21 protein-coding genes and 1 tRNA gene are annotated in these 23,056 nt (G+C 62.2%); 12 read left to right on the plus strand and 10 right to left on the minus strand.

Features of this window, described 5'->3' with window-relative positions:
* Window positions 1-128: 128 nt before the first annotated feature.
* On the plus strand, window positions 129-1,325 hold the full coding sequence (locus AD662_RS19380) for an amino acid aminotransferase (protein ID WP_053189462.1): 1,197 nt from the start codon (window positions 129-131) through the stop codon (window positions 1,323-1,325).
* 261 nt (window positions 1,326-1,586) lie between these two features.
* Here AD662_RS19380 and AD662_RS19385 read toward each other — a convergent pair whose 3' ends face one another.
* A complete protein-coding gene (locus tag AD662_RS19385) occupies window positions 1,587-1,814 on the minus strand; it encodes a hypothetical protein (protein ID WP_014337443.1) in 228 nt (75 codons plus the stop codon).
* Window positions 1,815-2,049: 235 nt separating this feature from the next.
* On the opposite strand from AD662_RS19385, the gene AD662_RS19390 reads away from it, so the two are divergent.
* A tRNA-Asn gene (locus tag AD662_RS19390) sits at window positions 2,050-2,125 on the plus strand.
* 75 nt (window positions 2,126-2,200) lie between these two features.
* Here the strand turns inward: AD662_RS19390 and glyA are convergent.
* Entirely contained in the window at window positions 2,201-3,472 is a 1,272-nt protein-coding gene (gene glyA / locus AD662_RS19395) for a serine hydroxymethyltransferase (protein ID WP_053189464.1), read from the minus strand.
* A gap of 266 nt (window positions 3,473-3,738) precedes the next feature.
* Between glyA and pdxR the strand changes: the two genes are divergently transcribed.
* The 3 genes from pdxR (at window position 3,739) to AD662_RS19410 (ending at window position 5,947) form a co-directional block, all read left to right on the plus strand.
* The gene (pdxR, locus tag AD662_RS19400; protein ID WP_053189466.1) at window positions 3,739-5,238 is read left to right on the plus strand and encodes a MocR-like pyridoxine biosynthesis transcription factor PdxR; all 1,500 of its coding nucleotides are present in this window, start codon (window positions 3,739-3,741) and stop codon (window positions 5,236-5,238) included.
* Window positions 5,239-5,480: 242 nt separating this feature from the next.
* Window positions 5,481-5,675, plus strand: a complete 195-nt coding sequence (locus tag AD662_RS19405) for a hypothetical protein (protein ID WP_014337442.1) — start codon at window positions 5,481-5,483, stop codon at window positions 5,673-5,675.
* 89 nt (window positions 5,676-5,764) lie between these two features.
* A complete protein-coding gene (locus AD662_RS19410) occupies window positions 5,765-5,947 on the plus strand; it encodes a hypothetical protein (RefSeq protein WP_003203898.1) in 183 nt (60 codons plus the stop codon).
* Here the strand turns inward: AD662_RS19410 and AD662_RS19415 are convergent.
* On the minus strand, window positions 5,944-7,005 hold the full coding sequence (locus AD662_RS19415; RefSeq protein WP_046063463.1) for an AI-2E family transporter: 1,062 nt from the start codon (window positions 7,003-7,005) through the stop codon (window positions 5,944-5,946). The two genes, AD662_RS19410 and AD662_RS19415, sit on opposite strands and share 4 nt — an antisense overlap.
* Window positions 7,006-7,152: 147 nt before the next feature.
* Here AD662_RS19415 and trhP point away from each other — a divergent pair, with 147 nt between their 5' ends.
* Entirely contained in the window at window positions 7,153-8,478 is a 1,326-nt protein-coding gene (trhP, locus tag AD662_RS19420) for a prephenate-dependent tRNA uridine(34) hydroxylase TrhP (RefSeq protein WP_053189515.1), read from the plus strand.
* Window positions 8,479-8,751: 273 nt separating this feature from the next.
* Here trhP and AD662_RS19425 read toward each other — a convergent pair whose 3' ends face one another.
* From AD662_RS19425 to AD662_RS19450, 6 genes are all read right to left on the minus strand, one after another.
* On the minus strand, window positions 8,752-10,431 hold the full coding sequence (locus tag AD662_RS19425; protein WP_053180683.1) for a methyl-accepting chemotaxis protein: 1,680 nt from the start codon (window positions 10,429-10,431) through the stop codon (window positions 8,752-8,754).
* Window positions 10,432-10,690: 259 nt separating this feature from the next.
* On the minus strand, window positions 10,691-12,007 hold the full coding sequence (locus tag AD662_RS19430) for a Na+/H+ antiporter family protein (RefSeq protein ID WP_162493999.1): 1,317 nt from the start codon (window positions 12,005-12,007) through the stop codon (window positions 10,691-10,693).
* Window positions 12,008-12,303: 296 nt separating this feature from the next.
* The gene (locus tag AD662_RS19435) at window positions 12,304-13,617 is read right to left on the minus strand and encodes a sensor histidine kinase (RefSeq protein WP_053189468.1); all 1,314 of its coding nucleotides are present in this window, start codon (window positions 13,615-13,617) and stop codon (window positions 12,304-12,306) included.
* A complete protein-coding gene (locus tag AD662_RS19440) occupies window positions 13,614-14,282 on the minus strand; it encodes a response regulator transcription factor (protein WP_014337435.1) in 669 nt (222 codons plus the stop codon). The genes AD662_RS19435 and AD662_RS19440 overlap by 4 nt, the downstream gene beginning before the upstream one ends.
* Window positions 14,282-14,593 carry a PepSY domain-containing protein gene (locus tag AD662_RS19445; RefSeq protein WP_053180689.1) on the minus strand — a complete coding sequence of 104 codons (312 nt, stop codon included), beginning with the start codon at window positions 14,591-14,593 and terminating at the stop codon, window positions 14,282-14,284. Before AD662_RS19445 ends, AD662_RS19440 begins: the two co-directional genes overlap by 1 nt.
* Window positions 14,593-14,901, minus strand: coding sequence for a PepSY domain-containing protein (locus AD662_RS19450; RefSeq protein ID WP_053189470.1), 309 nt, complete (start codon window positions 14,899-14,901; stop codon window positions 14,593-14,595). Before AD662_RS19450 ends, AD662_RS19445 begins: the two co-directional genes overlap by 1 nt.
* A gap of 230 nt (window positions 14,902-15,131) precedes the next feature.
* Between AD662_RS19450 and AD662_RS19455 the strand changes: the two genes are divergently transcribed.
* The 5 genes from AD662_RS19455 to codA all read left to right on the plus strand — a co-directional run bounded on the left by AD662_RS19455 (window position 15,132) and on the right by codA (window position 20,508).
* Window positions 15,132-16,211: a hypothetical protein gene (locus tag AD662_RS19455; RefSeq protein ID WP_024619822.1), complete on the plus strand. Its 1,080-nt coding sequence runs from the start codon at window positions 15,132-15,134 to the stop codon at window positions 16,209-16,211.
* 82 nt (window positions 16,212-16,293) lie between these two features.
* Window positions 16,294-16,650, plus strand: coding sequence for a 6-carboxytetrahydropterin synthase QueD (gene queD, locus AD662_RS19460; RefSeq protein WP_003203918.1), 357 nt, complete (start codon window positions 16,294-16,296; stop codon window positions 16,648-16,650).
* A gap of 219 nt (window positions 16,651-16,869) precedes the next feature.
* On the plus strand, window positions 16,870-17,700 hold the full coding sequence (locus AD662_RS19465; RefSeq protein ID WP_053189471.1) for an alpha/beta fold hydrolase: 831 nt from the start codon (window positions 16,870-16,872) through the stop codon (window positions 17,698-17,700).
* Between the two features lie 276 nt (window positions 17,701-17,976).
* Entirely contained in the window at window positions 17,977-19,248 is a 1,272-nt protein-coding gene (codB, locus tag AD662_RS19470) for a cytosine permease (RefSeq protein WP_053189472.1), read from the plus strand.
* 12 nt (window positions 19,249-19,260) lie between these two features.
* Window positions 19,261-20,508 carry a cytosine deaminase gene (codA, locus tag AD662_RS19475; RefSeq protein WP_053189473.1) on the plus strand — a complete coding sequence of 416 codons (1,248 nt, stop codon included), beginning with the start codon at window positions 19,261-19,263 and terminating at the stop codon, window positions 20,506-20,508.
* Between the two features lie 196 nt (window positions 20,509-20,704).
* Here codA and AD662_RS19480 read toward each other — a convergent pair whose 3' ends face one another.
* Entirely contained in the window at window positions 20,705-21,697 is a 993-nt protein-coding gene (locus tag AD662_RS19480) for a diaminopimelate epimerase (RefSeq protein ID WP_018602883.1), read from the minus strand.
* Window positions 21,698-21,866: 169 nt separating this feature from the next.
* Here AD662_RS19480 and AD662_RS19485 point away from each other — a divergent pair, with 169 nt between their 5' ends.
* A complete protein-coding gene (locus AD662_RS19485) occupies window positions 21,867-23,018 on the plus strand; it encodes an MFS transporter (protein ID WP_018602881.1) in 1,152 nt (383 codons plus the stop codon).
* The last annotated feature ends 38 nt before the right edge of the window (window positions 23,019-23,056 follow it).

The following is a 23,056-nucleotide window of genomic DNA, read 5'->3' on the forward strand; positions in this document are numbered from 1 at the left end:
AAAAACCGAATCGCCTGTCGCCGTGCCGGGTGATGGCCTCTATACTAGCTCCCCGTTTGTGCACCGCTCTAGTGCATTCGGCTGGAGCGCCACACGTCCCCTCATTCTCCATTCAGAGCCGCGCACTAATGAGCCTGTTTTCCGCTGTCGAATTGGCACCCCGCGACCCCATCCTGGGCCTCAACGAAGCTTTCAACGCCGACACCCGTACCAATAAGGTCAACCTGGGTGTAGGTGTTTACTGCAATGAAGAGGGGCGTATTCCACTCCTGCGTGCCGTTGTCGAGGCCGAGACGGCTCGCGTGGCTCAGCACGTTTCCCGTGGTTACCTGCCAATCGACGGCATTGCCGCCTACGACCAGGCCGTGCAGACCTTGCTGTTCGGCAAGGATTCACCGCTGATCGCTTCCGGTCGCGTCATCACCACCCAGGCCGTGGGCGGCACCGGTGCACTGAAGATCGGTGCCGACTTCCTCAAGCAACTGCTGCCTGACGCCGTCGTCGCCATCAGCGACCCAAGCTGGGAAAACCACCGCGCCCTGTTCGAAACCGCCGGCTTCCCGGTGCAGAACTACCGCTACTACGACGCCGCCACCCACGACGTGAACCGCAGCGGCCTGCTGGAAGACCTCAACGCCCTGCCCGACCGCTCGATCGTTGTGCTGCACGCCTGCTGCCACAACCCGACCGGCGTGGACCTGAGCCCGGAAGATTGGAAAAACGTGCTGGCCGTGGTCAAGGCCAAGAACCACGTTCCGTTCCTGGACATGGCTTACCAGGGCTTCGGCACCGGTATCGACGAAGACGCGGCGGCCGTGCGCCTGTTCGCCGAGTCGGGCTTGACCTTCTTTGCCTCCAGCTCGTTCTCCAAGTCGTTCTCGCTGTACGGCGAGCGCGTCGGCGCCCTGTCGATCGTCAGCGAATCGAAAGAAGAAAGTGCCCGCGTGCTGTCCCAGGTCAAGCGCGTGATCCGCACCAACTACTCCAACCCGCCGACCCACGGCGCCAGCATCGTCGCCGCCGTGCTCAACAGCACGGAGCTGCGGGCCCAGTGGGAAGCCGAACTGGCCGAAATGCGCCTGCGCATTCGCGGCATGCGCGTCCAGATGGTGGACATGCTGGCCAAGGCCGCCCCGCACCACGACTTCAGCTTCGTTGCACGCCAGAGCGGGATGTTCTCCTACTCCGGCCTGACCGTTGAACAAGTGACGCGCCTGCGCACCGAGTTCGGCATCTATGCCCTGGACACCGGCCGCATCTGCGTGGCCGCGCTGAACCAGAACAACATCGATGCGGTGACCAAGGCCATCGTTCAGGTGATCTGACGCCTCGGCGCCGGATGAAAAACGGGAAGCCATTGGCTTCCCGTTTTTTTTGAGTGTGTCGATCAGGTCGGGTAGACCCCCAACCTGTGGCGAGGGGATTTATCCCCGCTGGGCTGCGAAGCAGCCCTGAAATCAGCAACCCGGTTTGACAGGCTCATTAACTTCGACCACTTGGGGCTGCTACGCAGCCCAACGGGGATAAATCCCCTCGCCACAAAAGCAAGGCCACAAAAGCACCAGACACAACACTTTTCGTCGAGGCTACAACTCCGTCGCCCGCTGGCTAGCCGCATCGTCATAAATGACATACAACGACTCGGCCACCTGGCTCTTGATCGCCTTGGTGCTTTCCAGCCCCAGGACAAAGCCCTCGGCCTTGCCGCCGGCACGGTTCAACGCTTCGGCGGTGCTGGCCTGGGTGATGGCGTCGTACAGTTTCTCGGCATGAGGCCCCACGCCCTTGGGCAAGCTGATCTGGGCGGTACTCACAAGAGCACCTCGGCGCGGCGGGCTGTGTGAAGGGGTAACAGGTGGTTCATGGCGCGTACCTTAATGTCGGCGAATGGCCGGCAGCGCGTCCTGCCACTTCCGGATGACCATGGTAGTCCTCTCCTGCCCTGGCGGTAACTGCCAATCGTTGATTGACCGTCAAAGGGCACCAGGAATGCGCCGTCCGGCAATGGACGCTTGACTTCTCTTTTCCAATCAGTAACATACGCGCCATTCCGCGATAGCTCAGTTGGTAGAGCAAGTGACTGTTAATCACTGGGTCCCTGGTTCGAGTCCAGGTCGTGGAGCCAGACAAAGGGTCCAGAGAAAGCTTTCAAAATCTCTGCCCCCCCCGAAAAACCCGCCTCCAGGCGGGTTTTTTCGTTTTAGCGCTGCCGATATACAGGATGGCGACGACACAGCGCCACCAACTGTTCGCGTACATGATGCGCAACCTGCTCGCTGCCGCCGGATTCCAGCGCGTCCAGCACGTCACACAGCCAACCTGCCAGTTGCTCGCACTCTGGCACTCCAAACCCGCGAGTGGTCACGGCCGGCGTGCCGATGCGCAGCCCTGAGGTCACGAACGGCGAACGAGGATCGTTGGGTACCGAGTTTTTGTTGGCCGTGATGTAGGCATTACTCAGGGCGGCATCGGCGTCCTTGCCGGTGTAAGGCTTGTCGGACAGGTCGATCAACATCATGTGGTTATCGGTCCCCCCGGAGACAATCCTGTAACCACGCTGCTGCAGCACGGCAGCCATGGCCCGGGCATTGATGACGATCTGCTGCTGATAGGTCTTGAACCCGGGCGCCAGCGCTTCCTTGAAGGCAACGGCCTTGGCGGCGATCTGGTGCATCAACGGACCGCCCTGGACACCAGGAAATACCGCCGAGTCGAGCTTCTTGTAAAACGTATCGTCCTGCCCCTTGGACAGGATCACCCCGCCCCGTGGGCCACGCAGGGTCTTGTGGGTCGTACTGGTGACCACATGGGCGTGGGGCAACGGGTTCGGATACTCGCCCGCTGCCACCAGACCGGCGACGTGGGCCATGTCGACCCAGAAAATCGCCCCGACCTTGTCGGCAATGACCCGCATCCGCGCCCAGTCCTTGTAACGCGAGTAAGCGGAAAAACCACCGATCAGCATCTTCGGTCTGGCTTGAAGGGCGATGCGCTCCATCTCGTCATAGTCGATCAACCCCGTCTGCGGGTCGAGACCGTAGGGAACGATCTTGTAATGGCGGCCGGAGAAATTGGATGGGTTGCCGTGGGTCAGGTGACCACCCTGGGCCAGGTTCATGCCCATCACGGTGTCGCCAGGATTGAGCAGTGCCAGGAACACGGCGGCGTTGGCCTGGGCACCAGCATGAGGCTGGACGTTGGCGTAATCGCAATCGAACAGCGCCTTGACCCGCTCGATGGCCAGGCGCTCAGCCACATCGACATACTCGCAACCGCTGTAGTAGCGCTTGCCCGGGTAACCTTCGGCGTACTTGTTGGTGAATACCGAGTTCTGTATCGCCATCACCAATGGGCTGGCGTAGTTCTCGGAAGCGATCAGCTCGACGTGGTCTTCCTGGCGGCATTCTTCGTTGTGAATCGCCTCACATAGCTCGGCGTCGAACGCTTCAAGGGTCAGGGATGAGTCGTACATGATGATGGGGTCCTGTGGATTGGGAAAATGAGACGGCCGCACTGCCTGACGATCAGCGACGGCAGCAGTCGGCCCCGAGCGGCTCTTTCGGCTCGGACTGGTCGTGACTGCCCGGCCGGGCATCAGCCGTAGGCCAGTAATAGGTGACCTCTTCAATAGAGACTTGCATCAGTTGGCGGCTCCTTCGCGGGTAATAGCGACGGACAAAGTCTACGGATAAACTGGCCTGCCAAATAAGGCCAGTTTTTTCATATAGAGCAGACCGCATGGCAAAAACCTTCGAGCTCGAAACGCTGAAGATGCGACTCAACGATGCCGAATTTCAGATGCTGGATCTGCATCAGCGGATTCAGCGCGCCCTGCGCGCACTGATCCTCGATGGCGCCCTTGACGCTGGCCTGAAGCTGCCGGCAACCAGGGTCCTGGCCAAGACGCTGGGCGTTGCCCGTGACACGGTGGAGAACGCCTATGTGCAATTGCACCGGGATGGCTTCATCGTGCGGCGCGAAGGCTCGGGCAGCTATGTATCCGAGACGGTTGGCACCCAATTGCGCGGGGCTGCGCGTCGGCGCATGAAATCGCAAGACACCCAGCGCAGCGAGGCGACGCCAGGATCGGGCTTGAGCCAGCGCGGCCGGATGATTTTCGACAGTGGTGGCGTGGCCGATCAACAGGTCATCAAGGCCTTCGCCACAGGGCTGCCGGAAACCCGCACCTTCCCCACCGATCTGTGGGAACGCCTGCAACGCCAGGTCATGAAGGACTACCGGGGCACCATCCTGCTGCACGGCGACCCGCAAGGCGCCGAGCCTCTGCGCAAGGCGATCGCCACCTACTTGAACCTCGAACGCGGGGCCAAATGCTCCCCCGAGCAGATCCTGGTGTTGAGCAGCACTCGCCAATCGCTGTTTCTGTGCGCGCAGTTGCTCGTGGATGCCGGCAAACCGATCCTGCTGGAAAACCCGGGCTACTACGGTGCCAGGAAGGCCTTTGAAACGGCAGAGACCAAGGTCGTGCCCATTGACGTCGATGCACTGGGCATACGCACGGACCTGCTGCGGGCAGACCGCAGCGGCGCCCCTTGCGTCTATGTGACGCCTTCGCATCAATACCCCACCGGGGCAACCTTACCGTTGGAACGCCGACTCGAACTGATCAACTGGGCGACCGAGCATGGCAAGTGGATCATCGAGGACGACTACGACAGCGAGTTCCACTACGACGGGCTGCCGACCGCATGCGTGCAAGGCCTGGACAAATACCAGCGCACGATCTACCTCGGCACCTTCAGCAAAACGCTCTATCCGGGGTTGCGGATGGGTTACATGGTGCTGCCTTTCGAACTGGTCAAAGCCTTCACCTACGCGCGCAGCATCATGGACGGCCACACACCGCAGATCCTCCAGTTGACCCTGGCACGCTTCATGGAAGACGGTCACTACAACGCTCATGTCCGGGCCATGCGCAAACTCTACGCCGGACGCCGTACCACCCTGCTCGATGCCATTGGCAGGCACCTGGACGGAATCGTTACCGCCTTGCGTCCCCAAGGTGGGCTACAGATTCCCTGCCTGCTGAGCGATGGTTGGTCGGAAGAGAAGACCCTCCGCCAAGCGGCCAGCGCGGGGGTGCAGCTGCCCGGCCTCAGCCGGCTGTACGCCGGCGAAGAAAAGAAACAAGGCTGGCTATTGGGGTACTCGTCCTTGACCGCCCATGAAATCGAAGCGGCCATGGGGCGGCTGGCCAATGTGCTGAGCAAAAAATAGGGCAACACATGAAGCTCGACGCTCAAACGCATGCCTTCTTTTGTGGGTAACTAAACCGTTGGATGGCCGTATAAGCCTGCCCGAGGTCGCTGCCGGAACAATAATCCGGCGCCAAAAAGGCATTATGGTCCGGATCCTGCTTTCTTTTTTCCAACAACCCAAGCTGTCACGTCAGCGTCATGACCGGGCCGCAAACTGGCTCTGTCCGCCAACAACAGCTTCATAAAAACAAGGACGAAGGTATGCCCACGCAAAATCCCCATCGCATCGTCGGCCTGTGCACCTCCAGCAAGGTGTACAACGTGCTGACCGAACTCAAGCAACTGGAAGGCCACCGCAACGCCAAGTTCCTTTCCCTGCTGGCGGAAAACCTGGTGCGCAAGGGCCTGCTCAGTGAACAGGAAGTGGTGCACATGCTCGATCTGGTCGTCGATTGAGCGACATCGATTCCTACTATTGAGCCGGTTGATTTTTCGTTACCCCCACTGAGTCGTAAGGTAACCCCATCGATTGATGGAGGTGTCCCATGCCCAAGGTTCAAATCATGTCTGTCATTGGCAGCGCCGTCCCCGCCCCACTCCGGGAGCTCGGGTTGCTGGCCTGCTGGTATCTGGTGCAGGACGGCGTGACCATCAGCGGCCCGCTGACTTCATTGCCCGCCGCCCAGGCCCTGTCGCAACGTATCGGCCCCTATCTGCTGAGCGCCTAAGGCAGCTGCACCCGCGGTGTGCTTTCGACAAACAAGGCCCAACATGACATGAACAGCGCGGCGATCAGCGGCCCGATCACGAAACCGTTCAGCCCGAATACCGCCAGCCCGCCCAGTGTCGAGACCAGCACCATGTAGTCGGGCATCTTGGTGTCCTTGCCGACCAGGATCGGCCGCAGGAAATTATCCACCAGGCCGATCACGAACACCCCGAACAGCGTCAGCACCACGCCTTGCCAGATCGCCCCCGAGAGCAGGAAATACACCGCCACCGGTGCCCAGACGAGGCCCGCCCCCACCGCTGGCAGCAACGACAGGAACGCCATCAGCACCGCCCAGGGCAACACCGTCGGAATCCCCAGGATCCAGAAGATCAACCCACCCAGCGCACCTTGGCTGATGGCGACCAGCAGGTTGCCTTTTACCGTGGCGCGCACCACCCGATTGAACTTCAACTGCAACCGACGCTTTTGGTGTTCCGCCAAGGGAATGGCCGTGCGCACTTTGCGCACCAGTTCCGCACCGTCGCGCAGAAAGAAGAACAGCAGATAGATCATCACAAAGAAGCTGACCAGGAACTGAAAGGTACCCTGGCCGAAACTGAAGGCCTGGGTGGCGAAAAACTCACTGCCCTGCATCGCGCTCTTGACGATCGTGTCGCGCAAGCCGTTCAGGTTGCCCAGGCCAAAGCGGTCGAGCAGATTCTGGAAGTACAGTGGCAAGGCATCCTTGAAGCGGGCCAGGTAATCGGCAATGTCCAGTTCGCCGCTTTCCAGGCTCTTGTACAACGCAGCACCTTCCTGGACCAGCAAGGTGCTGATGATGATCACCGGTAAAATCGCACTGACCACGCAGATGCTCAACGTGACCAGCGAGGTGACGTTGCGGTGCCAACCGAACTTCAATTGCAGGCGCCGCTGCATCGGTGCAAAGACGATGCCCAGGATCACCGCCCAGAACACCGCACCGTAGAACGGCAGCAGAATCCAGATGAACGCGATGGTGACCAGCACCAGGAGCAACATCTGGGCTTTGTTTTGCAGCATCTTTCGATTCATCAGCTTTCCATGTCCAAAGGCGGGATAAACATTAGTCAGCCAGGACTCGTGGGAGTGCCTTCTCGTTTGCGCCGTGCATTGATTCAGATCAATGAGGCCTGGCCGACCATAGGCTACCCTCGCCGCCTTTTGCGATCCGACGCCATCATGACCCTCGCCGCCCCCGAACTGCTGGCGCCCGCCGGCACCCTGAAAAACATGCGCTATGCCTTCGCCTACGGTGCCGATGCGGTGTATGCCGGCCAGCCGCGCTACAGCCTGCGGGTGCGCAACAACGAATTCGACCATGCGAACCTGGCCTTGGGCATTGCCGAGGCCCAGGCCATGGGCAAGCGCTTCTACGTGGTGGTCAACATTGCCCCGCACAACGCCAAGCTGCGCACCTTCCTCAAGGACCTCGAGCCGGTGATCGCCATGGCGCCAGACGCGCTGATCATGTCCGACCCGGGGCTGATCATGCTGGTGCGCCGGCATTTCCCCCAGATGCCGATTCACCTGTCGGTGCAGGCCAACACGGTGAACTGGGCGAGCGTCGAGTTCTGGCAGCAGCAGGGCTTGAGCCGGATCATCCTGTCCCGGGAACTGTCCCTGGAGGAAATCGCCGAGATCCGCGAGCAGGTGCCGGCCATGGAGCTGGAAGTGTTCGTCCACGGCGCGCTGTGCATGGCCTATTCCGGGCGCTGCCTGTTGTCCGGCTATTTGAACAAGCGCGACGCCAACCAGGGCAGTTGCACCAATGCCTGCCGCTGGAAGTACTCGGCGCAGCCGGCGGTGGAAAACGTCGTGGGCGACATTGTGCAGAGCTATCAGCCCGGGCCGACCCTGGGCCTCGGCGCGCCCACCGACCAGGTGTTTTTGCTCCAGGAAGCCAACCGCCCGGAAGAATCCATGCCGACCTTCGAGGACGAGCACGGCACCTACATCATGAATGCCAAGGACCTGCGGGCCGTGCAGCACGTCGAGCGCCTGGCGCGCATGGGTGTGCATTCGTTGAAGATCGAAGGCCGGACCAAGTCGCACTTCTATTGCGCGCGCACCACCCAGGTGTATCGCCAGGCCATCGATGACGCGGTGGCCGGCCGGGAATTTGATCGTGGCCTGATGACCGACCTGGAGTCCCTGGCCCAGCGCGGCTACACCGAAGGTTTTCTAAGGCGCCACGTGCATGATGAGTATCAGAACTACCAGAACGGCAGTTCGGTATCAGAGCGCCAGCAGTTCGTCGGCGAACTGACCGGCGAACGGCGCGAACGCCTGGCCGAAGTGCGGGTGAAAAACCGCTTTGACCTGGGGGACCATATGGAACTGATGACCCCAAAAGGCAACTTCCACTTCGACCTGCATCAGTTGCAGAACGTCAAAGGCCAGGGCATCGAGGTGGCACCGGGGGATGGACATGTGGTGTACGTGCCGATCCCGGATGCGGTGGATCTGCGGTTTGGGTTGTTGATGCGCGATGTGCGCGAGCCATAGTCGCCACCGAACAAATGTGGGAGCGGGCTTGCTCGCGAAGGCGGTGTGTCAGAAGTGAATATATTGGCTGACACACTGCATTCGCGAGCAAGCCCGCTCCCACAGGGGACTTGTGGTGGACACAAGATACAGCATGCCAAAAATCTTTAGCTCCCGGCAGGAACTGCCGAAGGCTGCGATCCTTCTTTCTCGATAAGACCCGGTTGCCCAGGTAAAAACATCTGGATCGAGAGCGAAAGATCGCAGCCTTCGGCAGCTCCTGCCGCGGTGGGATCAGATCCGGAACTGCCCCACCAGCTTGCCCAGGCGCTGGCCCAGGTCGGCCAGGCTGCGGGAGGTCTGGGCGCCGAGTTGGGTTTCGTCGGCGACGCTGTCCACGGCCACGGCGATCTGATGCACGCTGCGGTTGATTTCCTCGGCCACTGCGGTCTGTTCTTCGGCAGCGCTGGCGATCTGGGCGTTCATCGAGTTGATGGTGCCGATCAGTTGCGCCATGGTGTCCAGGGAGGCACCCGCCTCATTGGCCCGTTCCGAGGTGCCGTCACCGGCCTCACTGGAACGGCGCATCGCCTCCACCGCCGCGTGGGTGCCTGATTGCAGGCGGTCGATCATGCCCTGGATTTCCTGGGTGCTCTGCTGGGTCCGGCTGGCCAGGGCCCGCACTTCATCGGCCACCACCGCAAACCCACGCCCCGCCTCGCCGGCACGCGCAGCCTCGATAGCGGCGTTGAGGGCCAGCAGGTTGGTCTGCTCGGCAATCGAACGAATCACCCCGAGCACACTGACAATCGAAGCCACGTCCTGCTGCAGGCTGTCCAGGGACACACCACTGCTGCGAATATCGTTCACCAACGCATGAATCTGCTGGATGCTGCCGGCCACCACGCGCTTGGCCGATTGCCCTTCCTCGTCGGTCTGCTGGGCCGCGACGGCGGCGCCCTGGGCGCTGCGGGCGACTTCCTGGGCCGCCGAGGACATCTCGTTGATCGCCGTGGCGACCTGATCGGTTTCGTGGCGCTGGCGCTCCATGGCCTGCTCGGAGCGCTGGGCCTGCTCGGAAACTTGCGTCACCAGGCCGGTCAGTTGCGAGGTCATGTCGGTGATCTGCCGCACCAGGCCGTGGATCTTGTCGACGAAGCGGTTGAACGAACCGGCCAACTGGCCAAGCTCGTCCTGGCTGGTGATGGCCAGGCGACGGGTCAGGTCGCCCTCACCCGCGGCGATGTCATCGAGGTTGTCCTTCATCAGGTTCAAGGGACGCAGGATCGTGTTGGCGAGCACCAGGCCCACCACCGCGATCACCAGCAACACCACCGCGGCGATCCCGACGATGCTCAAGATCACGCCTTGCAGACGTTCATGAACCTTGGCTTCCACCAACGCCACCTGGCCTTCGATGCCGTCCAGGTTGACCGAGCTGCCGACTGCCAGGTCCCACTTGGACAAGTATTCGGTGTAGCCGAGCTTGGGCACCAGGTCTTTGCTGTTGGGCAGTGGCGAGCTGTATTCGAGGTAGTGAGTCCCGTCCTTGGCGACTTTCACCAGGTCGCGGTTGACGTAGACCCCGTTCGGGTCGCGGTTGTCCTTGAAACTCTTGCCCACGCCATCGGGACTGTTGGCCTTGAACAGACGAATGGTCTCGGAGTCGTAGCCGAAGAAATAGCCGTCCTTGCCGTAGCTGATATTCGACAACAGCTTGATCGCCTGGGCGCGCGCTTCGTTATCGCCAGGCGCGGCGGCATCGTAGAGCGGCTTGATGGCGGTCAGGCCCACCGCCACATAGTTCTGCAGCGTGGCCTTGGCCTCGCTGAGCAAGCGTTCGCGGGTCTGCTGGACCTCTTTACTCGCTTGCTCCTTCAAGATGAAAGCCGTGGTCAGGCTGATGATCACGGCGGACAGCAATACCGGCAGTATCGCAAGGGACAGGACTTTAGCCTTCAGGCTCAGGCGCATGCTGTTCACTCTTGTAGGTGTTATTGGCGTGGTTAGCTGTATTAACGGCACCGCACGGCAAAACTGTAGGACAGGTTTAACCGGCTATCGCGAACGATCAGCAACTTCTTCGCTGGATTCAAAGGCCTCTTCGCGAGCAAGCCCGCTCCCACAAGGGATCGCTGGTGTACACATATTCTGTGTTCACAGCAGATCCAGTGTGGGAGCGGGCTTGCTCGCGAAGGGTGCGACTCGGTCCTTGAGCCTTGTTGAATCAGCCTTACAACACCATCGCCGCCACCCAACCAAACGCCAGCAGCGGCAGGTTGTAGTGGATGAAGGTCGGGACCACGGTGTCCCAGATGTGATGGTGCTGGCCGTCGATGTTCAGGCCGGAGGTCGGGCCCAGTGTCGAGTCCGAGGCAGGTGAACCGGCATCGCCCAAGGCGCCGGCGGTGCCGACAATGCAGACGATCGCCAGCGGGCTGAAGCCCAGTTGCAAGCACAGCGGCACGAAAATCGTCGCCAGGATCGGCACCGTGGAAAACGACGAGCCGATGCCCATGGTCACCAGCAGCCCCACCAGCAACATCATCAGCGCGCCAATGCCCTTGTTGTGGCCAATCCAGGCCGCCGAAGACTCCACCAGGCTCTGGACTTCACCGGTGGCCTTCATCACTTCGGCGAACCCTGAGGCAGCGATCATGATGAAGCCGATCATCGCCATCATCTTCATGCCTTCGGTGAACAGGTCGTCAGTCTCGCGCCAGCGCACCACCCCCGACAGCGAGAAAATCAGGAACCCGACCAGAGCGCCGATGATCATCGAGTCCACCAACAGTTGCACCGCAAACGCCGCCGCCACCGCAAACCCGGCCACCATCAGGCTCAGCGGGTTGTAGCGCACGGCCACTTGCTCGACCCGGGCAATTTTCTTCAGGTCGTAGACGCGCTTCTTGCGGTAGGAGAACAACGACAACAGCAGACCAAACACCATGCCCAACGCCGGAATGCCCATGGCGTGGGTGACGTTGATGCCGCTGACGTCCACACCGCTGCGGGCGATGTTGGCCAGGAGGATTTCGTTGAGGAAGATATTGCCGAAACCCACTGGCAGGAACATGTAGGGCGTGATCAGGCCGAAGGTCATGACGCAGGCGATCAACCGGCGATCCAACTGCAACTTGGTCAGCACATACAAAAGCGGTGGCACCAGCAACGGAATGAAGGCGATGTGGATCGGAAGAATGTTCTGGGAAGCGACCGCGACCGTCCCCAGCAAACCGATCAGCACCCATTTGACGCCCGAACCACCCGCGGCATCCTGGCGATCCACCAGGGCCAGGGCTTTATCCGCCAGCGCGTGGGCCATGCCAGACTTGGCAATCGCCACGGCAAAGGCACCGAGCAAGGCGTAGGACAACGCCACCGTCGCACCGCCACCCAGGCCGGCGTTGAACGCCTTGAGCGTCGCTTCGATCCCCAGGCCGCCCGTGAGGCCACCCACCAACGCGCCGATAATCAGCGCGATCACCACATGCACGCGGGCCAGGCTGAGCACCAGCATGACGCCAACCGCGGCAATTACTGCATTTATCATCATTACCTCAAAGCACAGCGATGGAAAGCCACCGGACAAAAAGGTCGCGACTTTGCAGCAAGCGGCGGCAAGCTGCAAGGGCCGTGGGGCGGGTTTTCAAGTCTCGTAATATTTGCAGCCATCACTCCCCCTGTGGGAGCGAGCCTGTGGGAGCAAAGCTTGCTCGCGATGACATCGTCACCTACAACATCTGTGCCGGCTTTAAAAATGCTATCGCGAGCAAGCTTTGCTCCCACAGGCCCGCCCCACCCACAGAGGCTCGCCCTACAGAGAGGGGTGCCATGAAATAGATTTCAGCGTTTGGGCAGTTCGATCACCACCTTCAACCCACCCCACTCACTGTCGTCCAACGCCAGCAGGCCACCCCAGGTGTCGACGATGTCCCGCACGATGCCCAGGCCCAGACCGTGTCCATCGGTCTGTTCATCCAGTCGCGTGCCGCGGCTGAACACCTGGTCGCGGCGATCCTTGGGGATGCCCGGGCCGTCGTCCTCCACAACCAGGCTGAACCCTTCGGCCGTCTCGGTCATGGTCAGGCGGACCTCGGCGTCGGCCCATTTGCAGGCGTTGTCCAGCAGGTTGCCCAACAGTTCCAGCAGGTCTTCACGATCCCAGGGCAGGTGCAGGCCTGGCGGGGCGACGTAGCTCAGGTGCAGGTGTTCGCCGTGAATCATGTTCAGCGTGGCCAGCAACCCCGGCAGCTCGGCGTCGCAGTCCAGGTGCGCGCCAGGCAAGGCATCGCCGGACAAGCGGGCGCGGTTGAGTTCGCGGTTCAGGCGCTGGCGGACCTGCTCCAGTTGATCGAGCAACAGTTTGCGCAGCTCGGGATACGGGGCGAGCTTCTCGTTCGACGCCAGGCTTTGCAGCACCGCCAGGGGGGTTTTCAAGGCATGGCCAAGGTTGCCCAGGGCGTTGCGTGAACGCTTGAGGCTGTCTTCGGTGTGGGCCAGCAGATGGTTGATTTGCGTCACCAGCGGTTCCAGCTCCCGTGGCACCTGTTCGTCGAGTTGCGAACGTTGCCCGCGCTGCAGCTGGGCAATCTGCTCCCGCGCCCGGTCCAGCGGACGCAAGGCACGGCGCACGGTGATGCGTTGCAGCAACAGAATCAGCAGCAGCCCCGCCACCCCCAGCCCGAGGCCGATCTGCTGCATTCGGCGAAAGCTGTCGCGCACCGGCGTGTAGTCCTGGGCCACGCTGATGGAAATCGCCTGACCCAACCGCCGATAGTCGGTACGCAGCACCAGCAGCTTCTGACCTTCGGGCCCCAGTTGCAGGTTGCTGTGCAGGCCCGGGTGGTCGAGCCGGGGCAATTCCTGGTCCCACAGGGAACGGGAGCGCCAGTGCACGTCGGCAAAATCGATGCGGAAATAATGCCCGGAAAACGGTCGCTGATAGGCCGGCGACAGGCGTCGCTCATCCAGTTGCAAGCCCTGTGGACCGCGCACCAGGGCCACCAGCAGGTTCTCGCTGTCGTTACGCAGCCCGGCTTCCAGGTAACGCTGCAAGCCCAGCTCGAACAACCACAGGCTGGTCTGTGCCAGGACCAGGCCGACCACCACCATCACACCGATCAGGCCCAGGCTCAGGCGCCGCTGGATGGATCTCACTGCGCCTGCCCGCCGAACAGGTAACCCTGGCCGCGACGGGTTTCGATCACGCTGCGTCCCAGCTTGCGCCGCAGGTGATTGACGTGGACTTCCAGCACGTTGGAATCGCGCTCGGTTTCACCGTCGTACAGGTGTTCGGCGAGATGACTTTTGGAGAGGATCTGCTCGGGATGCAGCATGAAATAGCGCAACAGGCGAAATTCAGCCGCCGTGAGCTGGATGTCGGTGCCGTCGCGAACCACGCATTGCCGCCCTTCATCCAGGTGCAACCCGGCCGATTTCAGCGTCGGCTGGTTGACCTGGCCGTGGGAGCGGCGCAGCAACGCCTGGATCCGCAACTGCAGCTCTTCAGGATGAAAAGGCTTGGTCAGGTAATCGTCGGCCCCGGCCTTGAGGCCTTCGATGCGCTCGGCCCAAGACCCGCGTGCGGTAAGGATCAGCACCGGCGTGCTCAGGCCACCGGCACGCCATTGGGCCAGCACCTCGAGCCCCGGCACACCCGGCAGGCCGAGATCGAGGATGATCAGGTCGTAGGGTTCACTGCTGCCCTGATACACCGCGTCGCGACCGTCGGCGAGCCAGTCGACGGCGTAACCTTGGCGCGCAAGCCCGGCCATCAGTTCGTCGGCCAGGGGCACGTGATCTTCCACCAGAAGCAGGCGCATCAGTCTTCCTTATCTTTGAGTAGGCGGCCGGTCGCGGCCTCCAGGTCCAATTCGCGCACGACGCCGTCGGTGTCCAGCAGCTCGACCTCATAAATATAGACGCCGTGTTTCTCCTCCAACTCGGCTTCCAGCAGTTTGGCGCCGGGGTGCAGGTCCAGCGCCTGTTGCAGCAGTTGTTCGAGCGGCAGGATCACACCCTGCTGGCGCAGTTGCAGGGCCTCGTCCTGATCCAGGTCCCGGGCCACGGCCAGCGAACAAAACGCCAGCAGCGCCAGCGTCCATCGACTATGGGCGCGTAGATTAAGCTTCATTACGTATCCTGATGATTCTTGAGCACCTTACCGTTGGTGGCGTCCAATTCCAGATCCCACTCAATGCCCTTCGTATCGCGCAGATCCACCTGGTAAATGTACTTGCCGTACTCTTCGTCCAGCTCGGTATCGGTCAAGGTGGCACCAGGGTGCTCGGCCAGGGCGGCGGCGTTGAGTTTTTCGAAGGACAGGATGGTACCAGCGTCTTGCAGTTTGCGGGCTTCGTCCGCGTTCAGGTCTCGTGCATGAGCCAGGCTCGTACCGAGTACCATGAGGGTCGCGATGATAAAGGCAGTCAGGCGGTTCATGGGTTATCTCCTTTTTATAATCTTCATCGGGGGGGGGACTGTATCGGGGTGAACTTAACTGAAACTGAATGGCCATCATGGAAGCTACATCAATGTGGGAGCGAGCTTGCTCGCGATAGCGGTCTATCCGTTGATATCGATGTGACAGAACTGACGCCATCGCGAGCAAGCTCGCTCCCACAGGGTTTTGTGTCGCTATAATCAGCCGCTTAGCCGTATTCGAGGCCGGTATGACCGCCATCCACATCAAGTTTCCCGCCCTCACCCTCAAGGCCGGCCCGCGTGCATTCGAGAGGATTCGCCAAGCCGGCTTGAACGCCGCCGACGTCGGCATCCTGCCGGGTGCCGCCGGTGGCCCCAAGGCCTTGGGCATCCAGGGGCTGGACCTGGCGCTGTTCGGCGAGTGGCTGCCCGCCGCGCCCCGGGAACGCTCGCTGATCGGGGCCTCGGTGGGTGCCTGGCGCTTCGCCAGCGCCTGCCTGCCGGACGCCGCCGAGGGCATCCGGCGCCTGGGCAGTTTGTACAACGAACAAAGCTTCGCCAAAGGCGTGACCATGGCCGGGGTCAGCCAGAGCTCGCAACGCATGCTCGAAGACTTGCTCGACGGCCGCGACGCTTCGATCCTCGATAACCCGCGATACCGGCTCAACATCATGGTGGTCAAGAGCCACGGCCTGCTGGCCCAGGATCATCGCGGCCGGCTGGGGCTGGGGTTGTCGTCGGTGATCGCCGACAACCTGCGAGGCCGCGCGCGGCTGTCGCGGCATTTCGAACGGTTGATCATCCATGACCCGCGCCTGGCCCCGCCGCTGCATCCGTTGAATGACTTTCCGTCGCGCTTCGTTCCCTTGGCGGCCGGCAACCTGCGCCAGGCCCTGCTGGCCTCGGGCTCGATCCCGATGGTCATGGAAGGCGTGCGCGACCTGCCGGGCGCCGGGGCTGGCACCTACCGCGACGGCGGCTTGCTGGACTATCACCTCGACCTGCCCTACAGCGGCGAGGACATCGTACTCTATCCGCACTTCACCGACCGGGTCATTCCCGGCTGGTTCGACAAGGGCCTGCCGTGGCGCCGAGGCAACGTCGACCGCCTGCAGGACGTGTTGCTGCTGGCACCGTCCCGCGAATACCTGGCGCGCCTGCCCTACGGCAAACTGCCGGACCGCAACGACTTCAAGCGTTTCATGGGCGATGACCCGAGCCGCCGCCAGTATTGGCGCACGGCGATGGACGAGAGCCGCCGGCTCGGTGATGAGTTCCTGGAGCTGACGGCCAACGGCGGCTTGGGCGAGCGTTTGCTGACCCTTTAGTCAGCACGGTCGCGCACCGCCGTTATCAAACTGATAAACTGCGCCGCCTGCCTCGCGACCGCTATCTAAAGAGCCCGAACCTGTGGAAATTTTCAAAGAGTTTACCTTCGAATCCGCCCACCGCCTGCCCCACGTGCCAGACGGCCACAAGTGCGGCCGCCTTCACGGCCACTCGTTCAAGGTGGCGATCCACCTGAGCGGCGATATCGATCCGCACACCGGCTGGATTCGCGACTTCTCGGAGATCAAGGCGATCTTCAAGCCGCTCTACGAGCGCCTGGACCACAACTACCTCAACGACATTCCTGGCCTGGAAAACCCCACCAGCGAAGTGTTGGCCAAGTGGATCTGGAATGAATTGAAGCCGTTGCTGCCGGAACTCAGCGCCATCCGCATCCACGAGACCTGCACCAGCGGTTGCATCTACCACGGCGAATAAAACCTGTGGGATCCGCCTGTAGGGTCCCACCTGTGGGGTTTGCCTGTGGGAGCAAAGCTTGCTCGCGATGAAGTTGACACAGTCTCTCTGGAACCGCGGCGCCTGCATCGCGGGCAAGCCTTGCTCCCACAAAATCTAGCACCACCATTGGGGTTACCCTACCCCGTCAGCATTGGCCTATGCTTGGTCCCCTGAGCCATTTTCAGGGGAGTATCGAGCATGACCCACTGGCCGCTGGATCAAACATACGACTTCAACGGACACTCCATCCGCTACGCCATCCACGGCGATGGCCCGCCGCTGGTGTTTGTCCATGGCACACCCTTCTCTTCCTACGTGTGGCACCGCATCGCCCCGCTGTTCTTCGCCACCCACACAGTGCATTACTTCGACCTGCTGGGGTATGGCCAGTCCGCGCAACCCGATGCCGATGTGTCCCTGGGCGTGCAAAACCAGCTACTCGCGCAACTGCTGGAGCATTGGCACCTGGACTGCCCGGACGTGGTGGCCCATGACTTTGGCGGCGCCACGGCCCTGCGCACGCACCTGCTCAATGGCAAGGACTACCGCAGCCTGACCCTGATCGACCCCGTGGCGCTGTCGCCTTGGGGTTCATCCTTTGTGCAGCATGTACGCCAGCATGAAGCCGCCTTCAGCGGCCTGCCCGACTACATTCAGCGAGCCATCGTGCCGACCTATATCCGCGGCGCGATCAAACGGGACATCCCGGACGCCGAACTGGCGCCCTACGTGCAGCCGTGGCTTGGCGAACCGGGCCAGGCGGCGTTCTACCGGCAGATTGCGCAGATGGACGAACGCTACACCCGCGAGGTCGAGGGCTTGTACCCGAGCGTGCGTTGCCCAACCCAGATCCTCTGGGGCGAGGATGACCAGTGGATCCCCATCGAGCGCGGGCGGGCCCTGCATAAGCTGATCCCGGGGGCGCAATTTCACCCCGTTCCGAACGCCGGACACCTGGTCCAGGAAGATGCGCCGGAAGCCGTCGTCGCGGCGGTGTTGCGATTCCTGGCGTTGCCCCCCTCCTCCTGAAGAAACCGCATCCCCCTGTGGGAGCGGGCTTGCTCGCGAAGGCGGTGTATCAGTTATGAATACATTGGCTGACACTCCGCCTTCGCGAGCAAGCCCGCTCCCACAAGGAAACCGCATAGGGCAGTGGGATCTGTGTTCCAACTTGAATCACCGCCGCACCGCTTTCGATCCCTGCACCCACCCAATCCCCAGGATTGTCTATAAATAACCTCGCGATCACTCGCTTGGCACGGCCGCTGCACGCTTGCGACATCCCTCATCCGCAAGGACCGCCACATGACTCAGAACGATCCGGGCAATGACTACCCCTTGAGCGAAGTCCCGATGCACGCTCGCAAAGGCCTGGCCTCCACAGCCATGGTGCTGCTGGGTTTCACCTTTTTCACCGCCACGATGTTTGCCGGCGGCAAGCTGGGGGTGGCGTTCGGTTTTGCCGAGATGCTCACGGTCATCATCATCGGTAATCTGCTGCTGGGCCTGTATGCCGCTGGCTTGGGTTACATCGCCTTCAAGAGCGGGCTCAATTCGGTGCTCATGGGCCGTTTCTGTTTCGGCGAGGTGGGCAGCAAGCTCAGTGACTTGATCCTCGGGTTCACCCAGATCGGCTGGTACGCCTGGGGCACGGCGACGGCCGCGGTGGTGCTGGGCAAATATTTCGAATTGAGCGAAGGCACCGTGCTGGGGTTGATGGTGCTGTTCGGCCTGGGATTCTGCGCCACGGCCTACATCGGCTATCGCGGCTTGGAAATTCTCTCCTACATCGCCGTGCCGGCGATGATGCTGCTGCTGATGTTGTCGATGTGGGTCGCGACGGTGAAGGTCGGCGGTCTCGATGGCTTGCTGGCGATCGTGCCGACGGGCAGCCTCGACTGGTCCACCGCCATCACGCTGGTGTTCGGCACCTTCGTCAGCGGCGCGACACAGGCGACCAACTGGACGCGGTTCTCCCGCTCGGCGAAGGTCGCGGTGCTGGCGAGCCTGATCGGCTTCTTCCTCGGCAACGGCCTGATGGTGCTGATCGGCGCCTACGGAGCCATCGTCTATCAACAGCCGGACGTGGTCGAAGTGTTGCTGCTGCAGGGCTTCGCCATGGCGGCGATGGCCATGTTGCTGCTCAACATCTGGAGCACCCAGGACAACACCATCTACAATTTCGCCGTGGCCGGTTGCAACCTGCTGCGCACCCGTCGGCGCAAAACCGTGACCCTGGGCGGCGCGGTGATCGGCACGCTGCTGGCGCTGCTGGGCATGTACGATTTGCTGGTGCCGTACCTGATCCTGCTGGGCACGGTGATCCCACCCATTGGTGGGGTGATCATGGCCGATTTCTTCTTCCGCTGGCGTGGTCGTTACCCGCGCCTGGCCGAGGCGCAACTGCCGGCGTTCAACTGGCCCGGGCTGTTGGCCTATGGGGTTGGCACCGTCGCGGCGTTCAATTCGCCATGGGTCGCGCCACTGGTAGGAATCGCTGCCGGCGCGCTAACGTATGTGCTATTGATCGGCGTAATGGGTGCTCGCACCGCTGACGCGCCCCTACAAGACCTCTAAAGGATTCGCCCGATGCACATCATCAACGCCCGCCTGCGCAACCGCGAAGGCTTGCATGAACTGCACCTGGAAAACGGCCTGATCACCAACATCGCCCGCCAGACCGAAGCCCCCAGCCTCGGCCCGGAAGACCTCGATGCCGGCGGTAACCTGGTGGTCCCACCCTTCGTCGAACCGCACATCCACCTGGACGCCACCCTCACCGCCGGCGAACCGCGCTGGAACATGAGCGGCACGCTGTTCGAAGGCATCGAGTGCTGGGGCGAACGCAAGGCCACCATCACCGAAGAAGACACCAAGACCCGCGCCAAGAAAACCATCCAGACCCTCGCCGCCCATGGCATCCAGCATGTGCGTACCCACGTCGACGTGACCGACCCCGAGCTCACGGCGCTCAAGGCGCTACTGGAGATACGCGAGGAAAGTCGCCACCTGATCGACATGCAAATCGTCGCGTTCCCCCAAGAAGGCATCGAGTCCTACCGCAACGGCCGCGAGCTGATGGAAGAAGCCATCCGCATGGGCGCCGACGTGGTGGGCGGCATTCCCCACTTCGAGTACACCCGCGACCAGGGCGTCAGCTCGGTGAAGTTCCTCATGGACCTGGCCGAACGCACCGGCTGCCTGGTGGATGTGCATTGCGACGAAACCGATGACCCGCACTCACGGTTCCTCGAAGTGCTCGCCGAAGAAGCCCGCAGCCGCGACATGGGCGCGCGCGTCACGGCCAGCCACACCACGGCCATGGGCTCCTACGACAACGCCTACTGCGCCAAGCTGTTCCGCCTGCTCGGGCACTCGGGCATCAGCTTTGTCTCTTGCCCCACCGAAAGCATTCACCTGCAAGGGCGCTTCGATAACTTCCCCAAACGCCGCGGCGTCACCCGGGTCAATGAACTGCTCGAGGCCGGGATGAACGTGTGCTTCGGCCAGGACTCCATCGTCGACCCGTGGTACCCGCTGGGCAACGGCAATATCCTGCGGGTGCTGGAAGCCGGGCTGCATATCTGCCACATGCTCGGCTACCGCAACCTGCAAAGCGCCCTGGACCTGGTCACCGACAACAGCGCCAAGGCCATGGCCCTGGGCGAGCGCTACGGCCTGGAACCCGGGCGCCCGGCAAACCTGCTGATCCTGTCGGCGGACAGTGACTACGAAGTGATCCGCAGCCAGGGCTTGCCGCTCTACTCGATTCGCAACGGCGAAGTGCTGATGAAACGGCAGATGCCGGTGGTGGAGTTTGCGCAGCAGCCAGGCTGATTTCCACAACCCCTTGCTCGCGATGGCGGCGGGTCAGTTGCATTGATGTTGGATGTGCTACCGCCTTCGCGAGCAAGCCCGCTCCCACAAGGGGATCCTCAGTGGACATGAATGTTGTGTCCAACACCGATCCACTGTGGGAGCGGGCTTGCTCGCGAAGACGGCATCGGCCACACCGCAAAACTTCCAGAAAGCTCTAGGGCACAGACCGCGCCGTCCCAAACAACCTGACCCGCAGCAACTCACCCGCCTCCTCTTCCAGCAAAATCGGCGCAGTCCCCCCCGGCATCACCACACTCACCGCCCCCGCCTTCACCCAACCTACCCGCCACGCAGCACTGGCCACCGCGCTGGCGCTGGTGCCCGAGGACGCGGTGGGCCCCTCGCCCCGCTCAAACACCCGCGCCGCGATTCGCCCTTCGGCTTCCAGACTGGCCCATTGCAGATTCACCCCCCTCGGGCACGGAACACCGGCCCCAACGGGCGTCGCATAAGCGATGCGAGTCAAGCTTTGCGACAGCGCCGTAGCACGCATCTGCGAATTGCTCGGCAACCCTTCGGCACCGGCCACCAGCGTCACGCAATGAGGATTGCCAATGTTCACGAACTGGCTGTTGCCCCATGCCGGGTTCAACCGTTCAAGCGCCGCCACACGGCTAACGTCGCACTGGTTGAACAGCACACTCTCGACCTCCTGGGCGCCAACAACCTGGGGCCCGAACAGCGGTTTGCCCAGGTCCAGCCAGAAGCCTTGCACCCCTTCGAATCCAGCGGCGCGAACCGAGGTTTGCAGCGGTGACAAGCCGTCGGGTCTATCGTGATGGACCTGCAGCACGCAATCACCAGCCCCCGCCATCAAGCCCTGAGCTTGCAACGCCTGGGAGAAAATCGTCAGGCCATTGCCGCTGCGCTCGGCCAGTGTCCCGTCGGTGTTGACGATCAACAGATCAAAGGGCGGTTCGCTCTGGAACGGGCCAATCAACAGACCGTCACTGCGATGAGCCTTGGCGTCCGGTGCTGCTTCGCCCGGCGCCCAACTGCAGAAAGCAAGCACGGCAGCCGAGGCCCAGGACTCGCGCCGCTGTGCAGCCAGGGCGGCTGACGGCGGCAAATCAATGCCGTAGTCACGCACCTGTTTCGGCGAAACGACGCCATAGATATTGCCGCGTGCATCATAAAACTGCGTCATGGACCAGACCCGAAATCAGCCAGCTAGGGCCGGTACTTTATGCTGGCGAAGGCTGAGGGAGCAAAGCCCACGCTTTAGCCAGCACCTTGGGGTCGCGGTGCGGTCAGTGGATATGCAAGCATAGGCCCCTACCCGCCGCACCGCACCGCACGACAGCCAAGGACGTTTCATGACTGCCATTACGCCCCCGCCCACCTTTATCCCCGGACGCCTGGAACAGATGTCCACCCGCATCGCCTACCTCATCGCCGGCATCGGCATCGCCGCCTGGGCGCCGCTGGTGCCGTATGCCAAGGCGCGGGCGAACCTGGATGAAGGCACCCTCGGCTTGCTGCTGTTATGCCTTGGCGTCGGGTCGATCCTGGCGATGCCGATTTCCGGTGCGCTGGCGGCGCGGTTCGGCTGCCGACGGGTGCTCAGCGGTGGCACGATTCTGATCTGCCTGGCGTTGCCGTTGCTGGCGACGATGACCTCCCTGCCCTGGCTGGTGGCCGCCTTGTTCCTGTTTGGCGCCGGGCTCGGCACCGTGGACTCGACCGTGAACCTGCAAGCGGTGATCGTCGAGCGGGCCAGTGGCAAGACCATGATGTCGGGTTTCCACGGCATGTTCAGTCTCGGCGGGATCATTGGCGCGGCGGGTGTGAGCGCCCTGCTTGGCCTGGGGCTTTCGCCGCTGGGAGCGACGCTGGTGGTCAATGGGGTGCTGCTGGTGGCGCTGTTCAAGGCTGCGCCGCACCTGCTGCCCTACGGCAGCGAAAGCTCGGGACCGGCGTTCGCCATTCCCCACGGCGTGGTGCTGTTTATCGGCATCCTGTGTTTCATCGTGTTCCTGGCCGAGGGCGCGGTGCTGGACTGGAGCGCGGTGTTCCTGACCACCGAGCGCGCGGTGGATACCGCCTATGCCGGGCTGGGTTATGCCGCCTTCGCGCTGACCATGACCGTCGGCCGGCTGACCGGCGATTCAGTGGTGCATCGCCTGGGGGCCAAACGCGTGATCATCTATGGCGGATCGATCGCGGCCGCCGGGTTCCTGTTGGCAACCCTCGCACCGATGTGGCAAGCCGCACTACTGGGTTATGCGTTGGTGGGCGCCGGGTGTTCGAACATCGTGCCGGTGCTGTACACCGCCGTCGGCAAACAGACCCTGATGCCGGAAGCGATCGCCGTACCGGCCATCACCACCATCGGCTATGCCGGCATCCTTGCCGGCCCGGCGCTGATCGGCTTCGTCGCCCATGGCAGCAGCTTGAGCATTGCCTTCGGGCTGATTGCGCTATCGCTGGTGGCGGTGGCGGCCAGTGGCAAGGTGTTGAAGGTCTGAGTTCTCTACAGACCTTGTGGGAGCAAGGCTTGCCCGCG

The sequence above is a fragment of the Pseudomonas kilonensis genome (assembly GCF_001269885.1).
GTDB lineage: Bacteria > Pseudomonadota > Gammaproteobacteria > Pseudomonadales > Pseudomonadaceae > Aquipseudomonas > Aquipseudomonas kilonensis.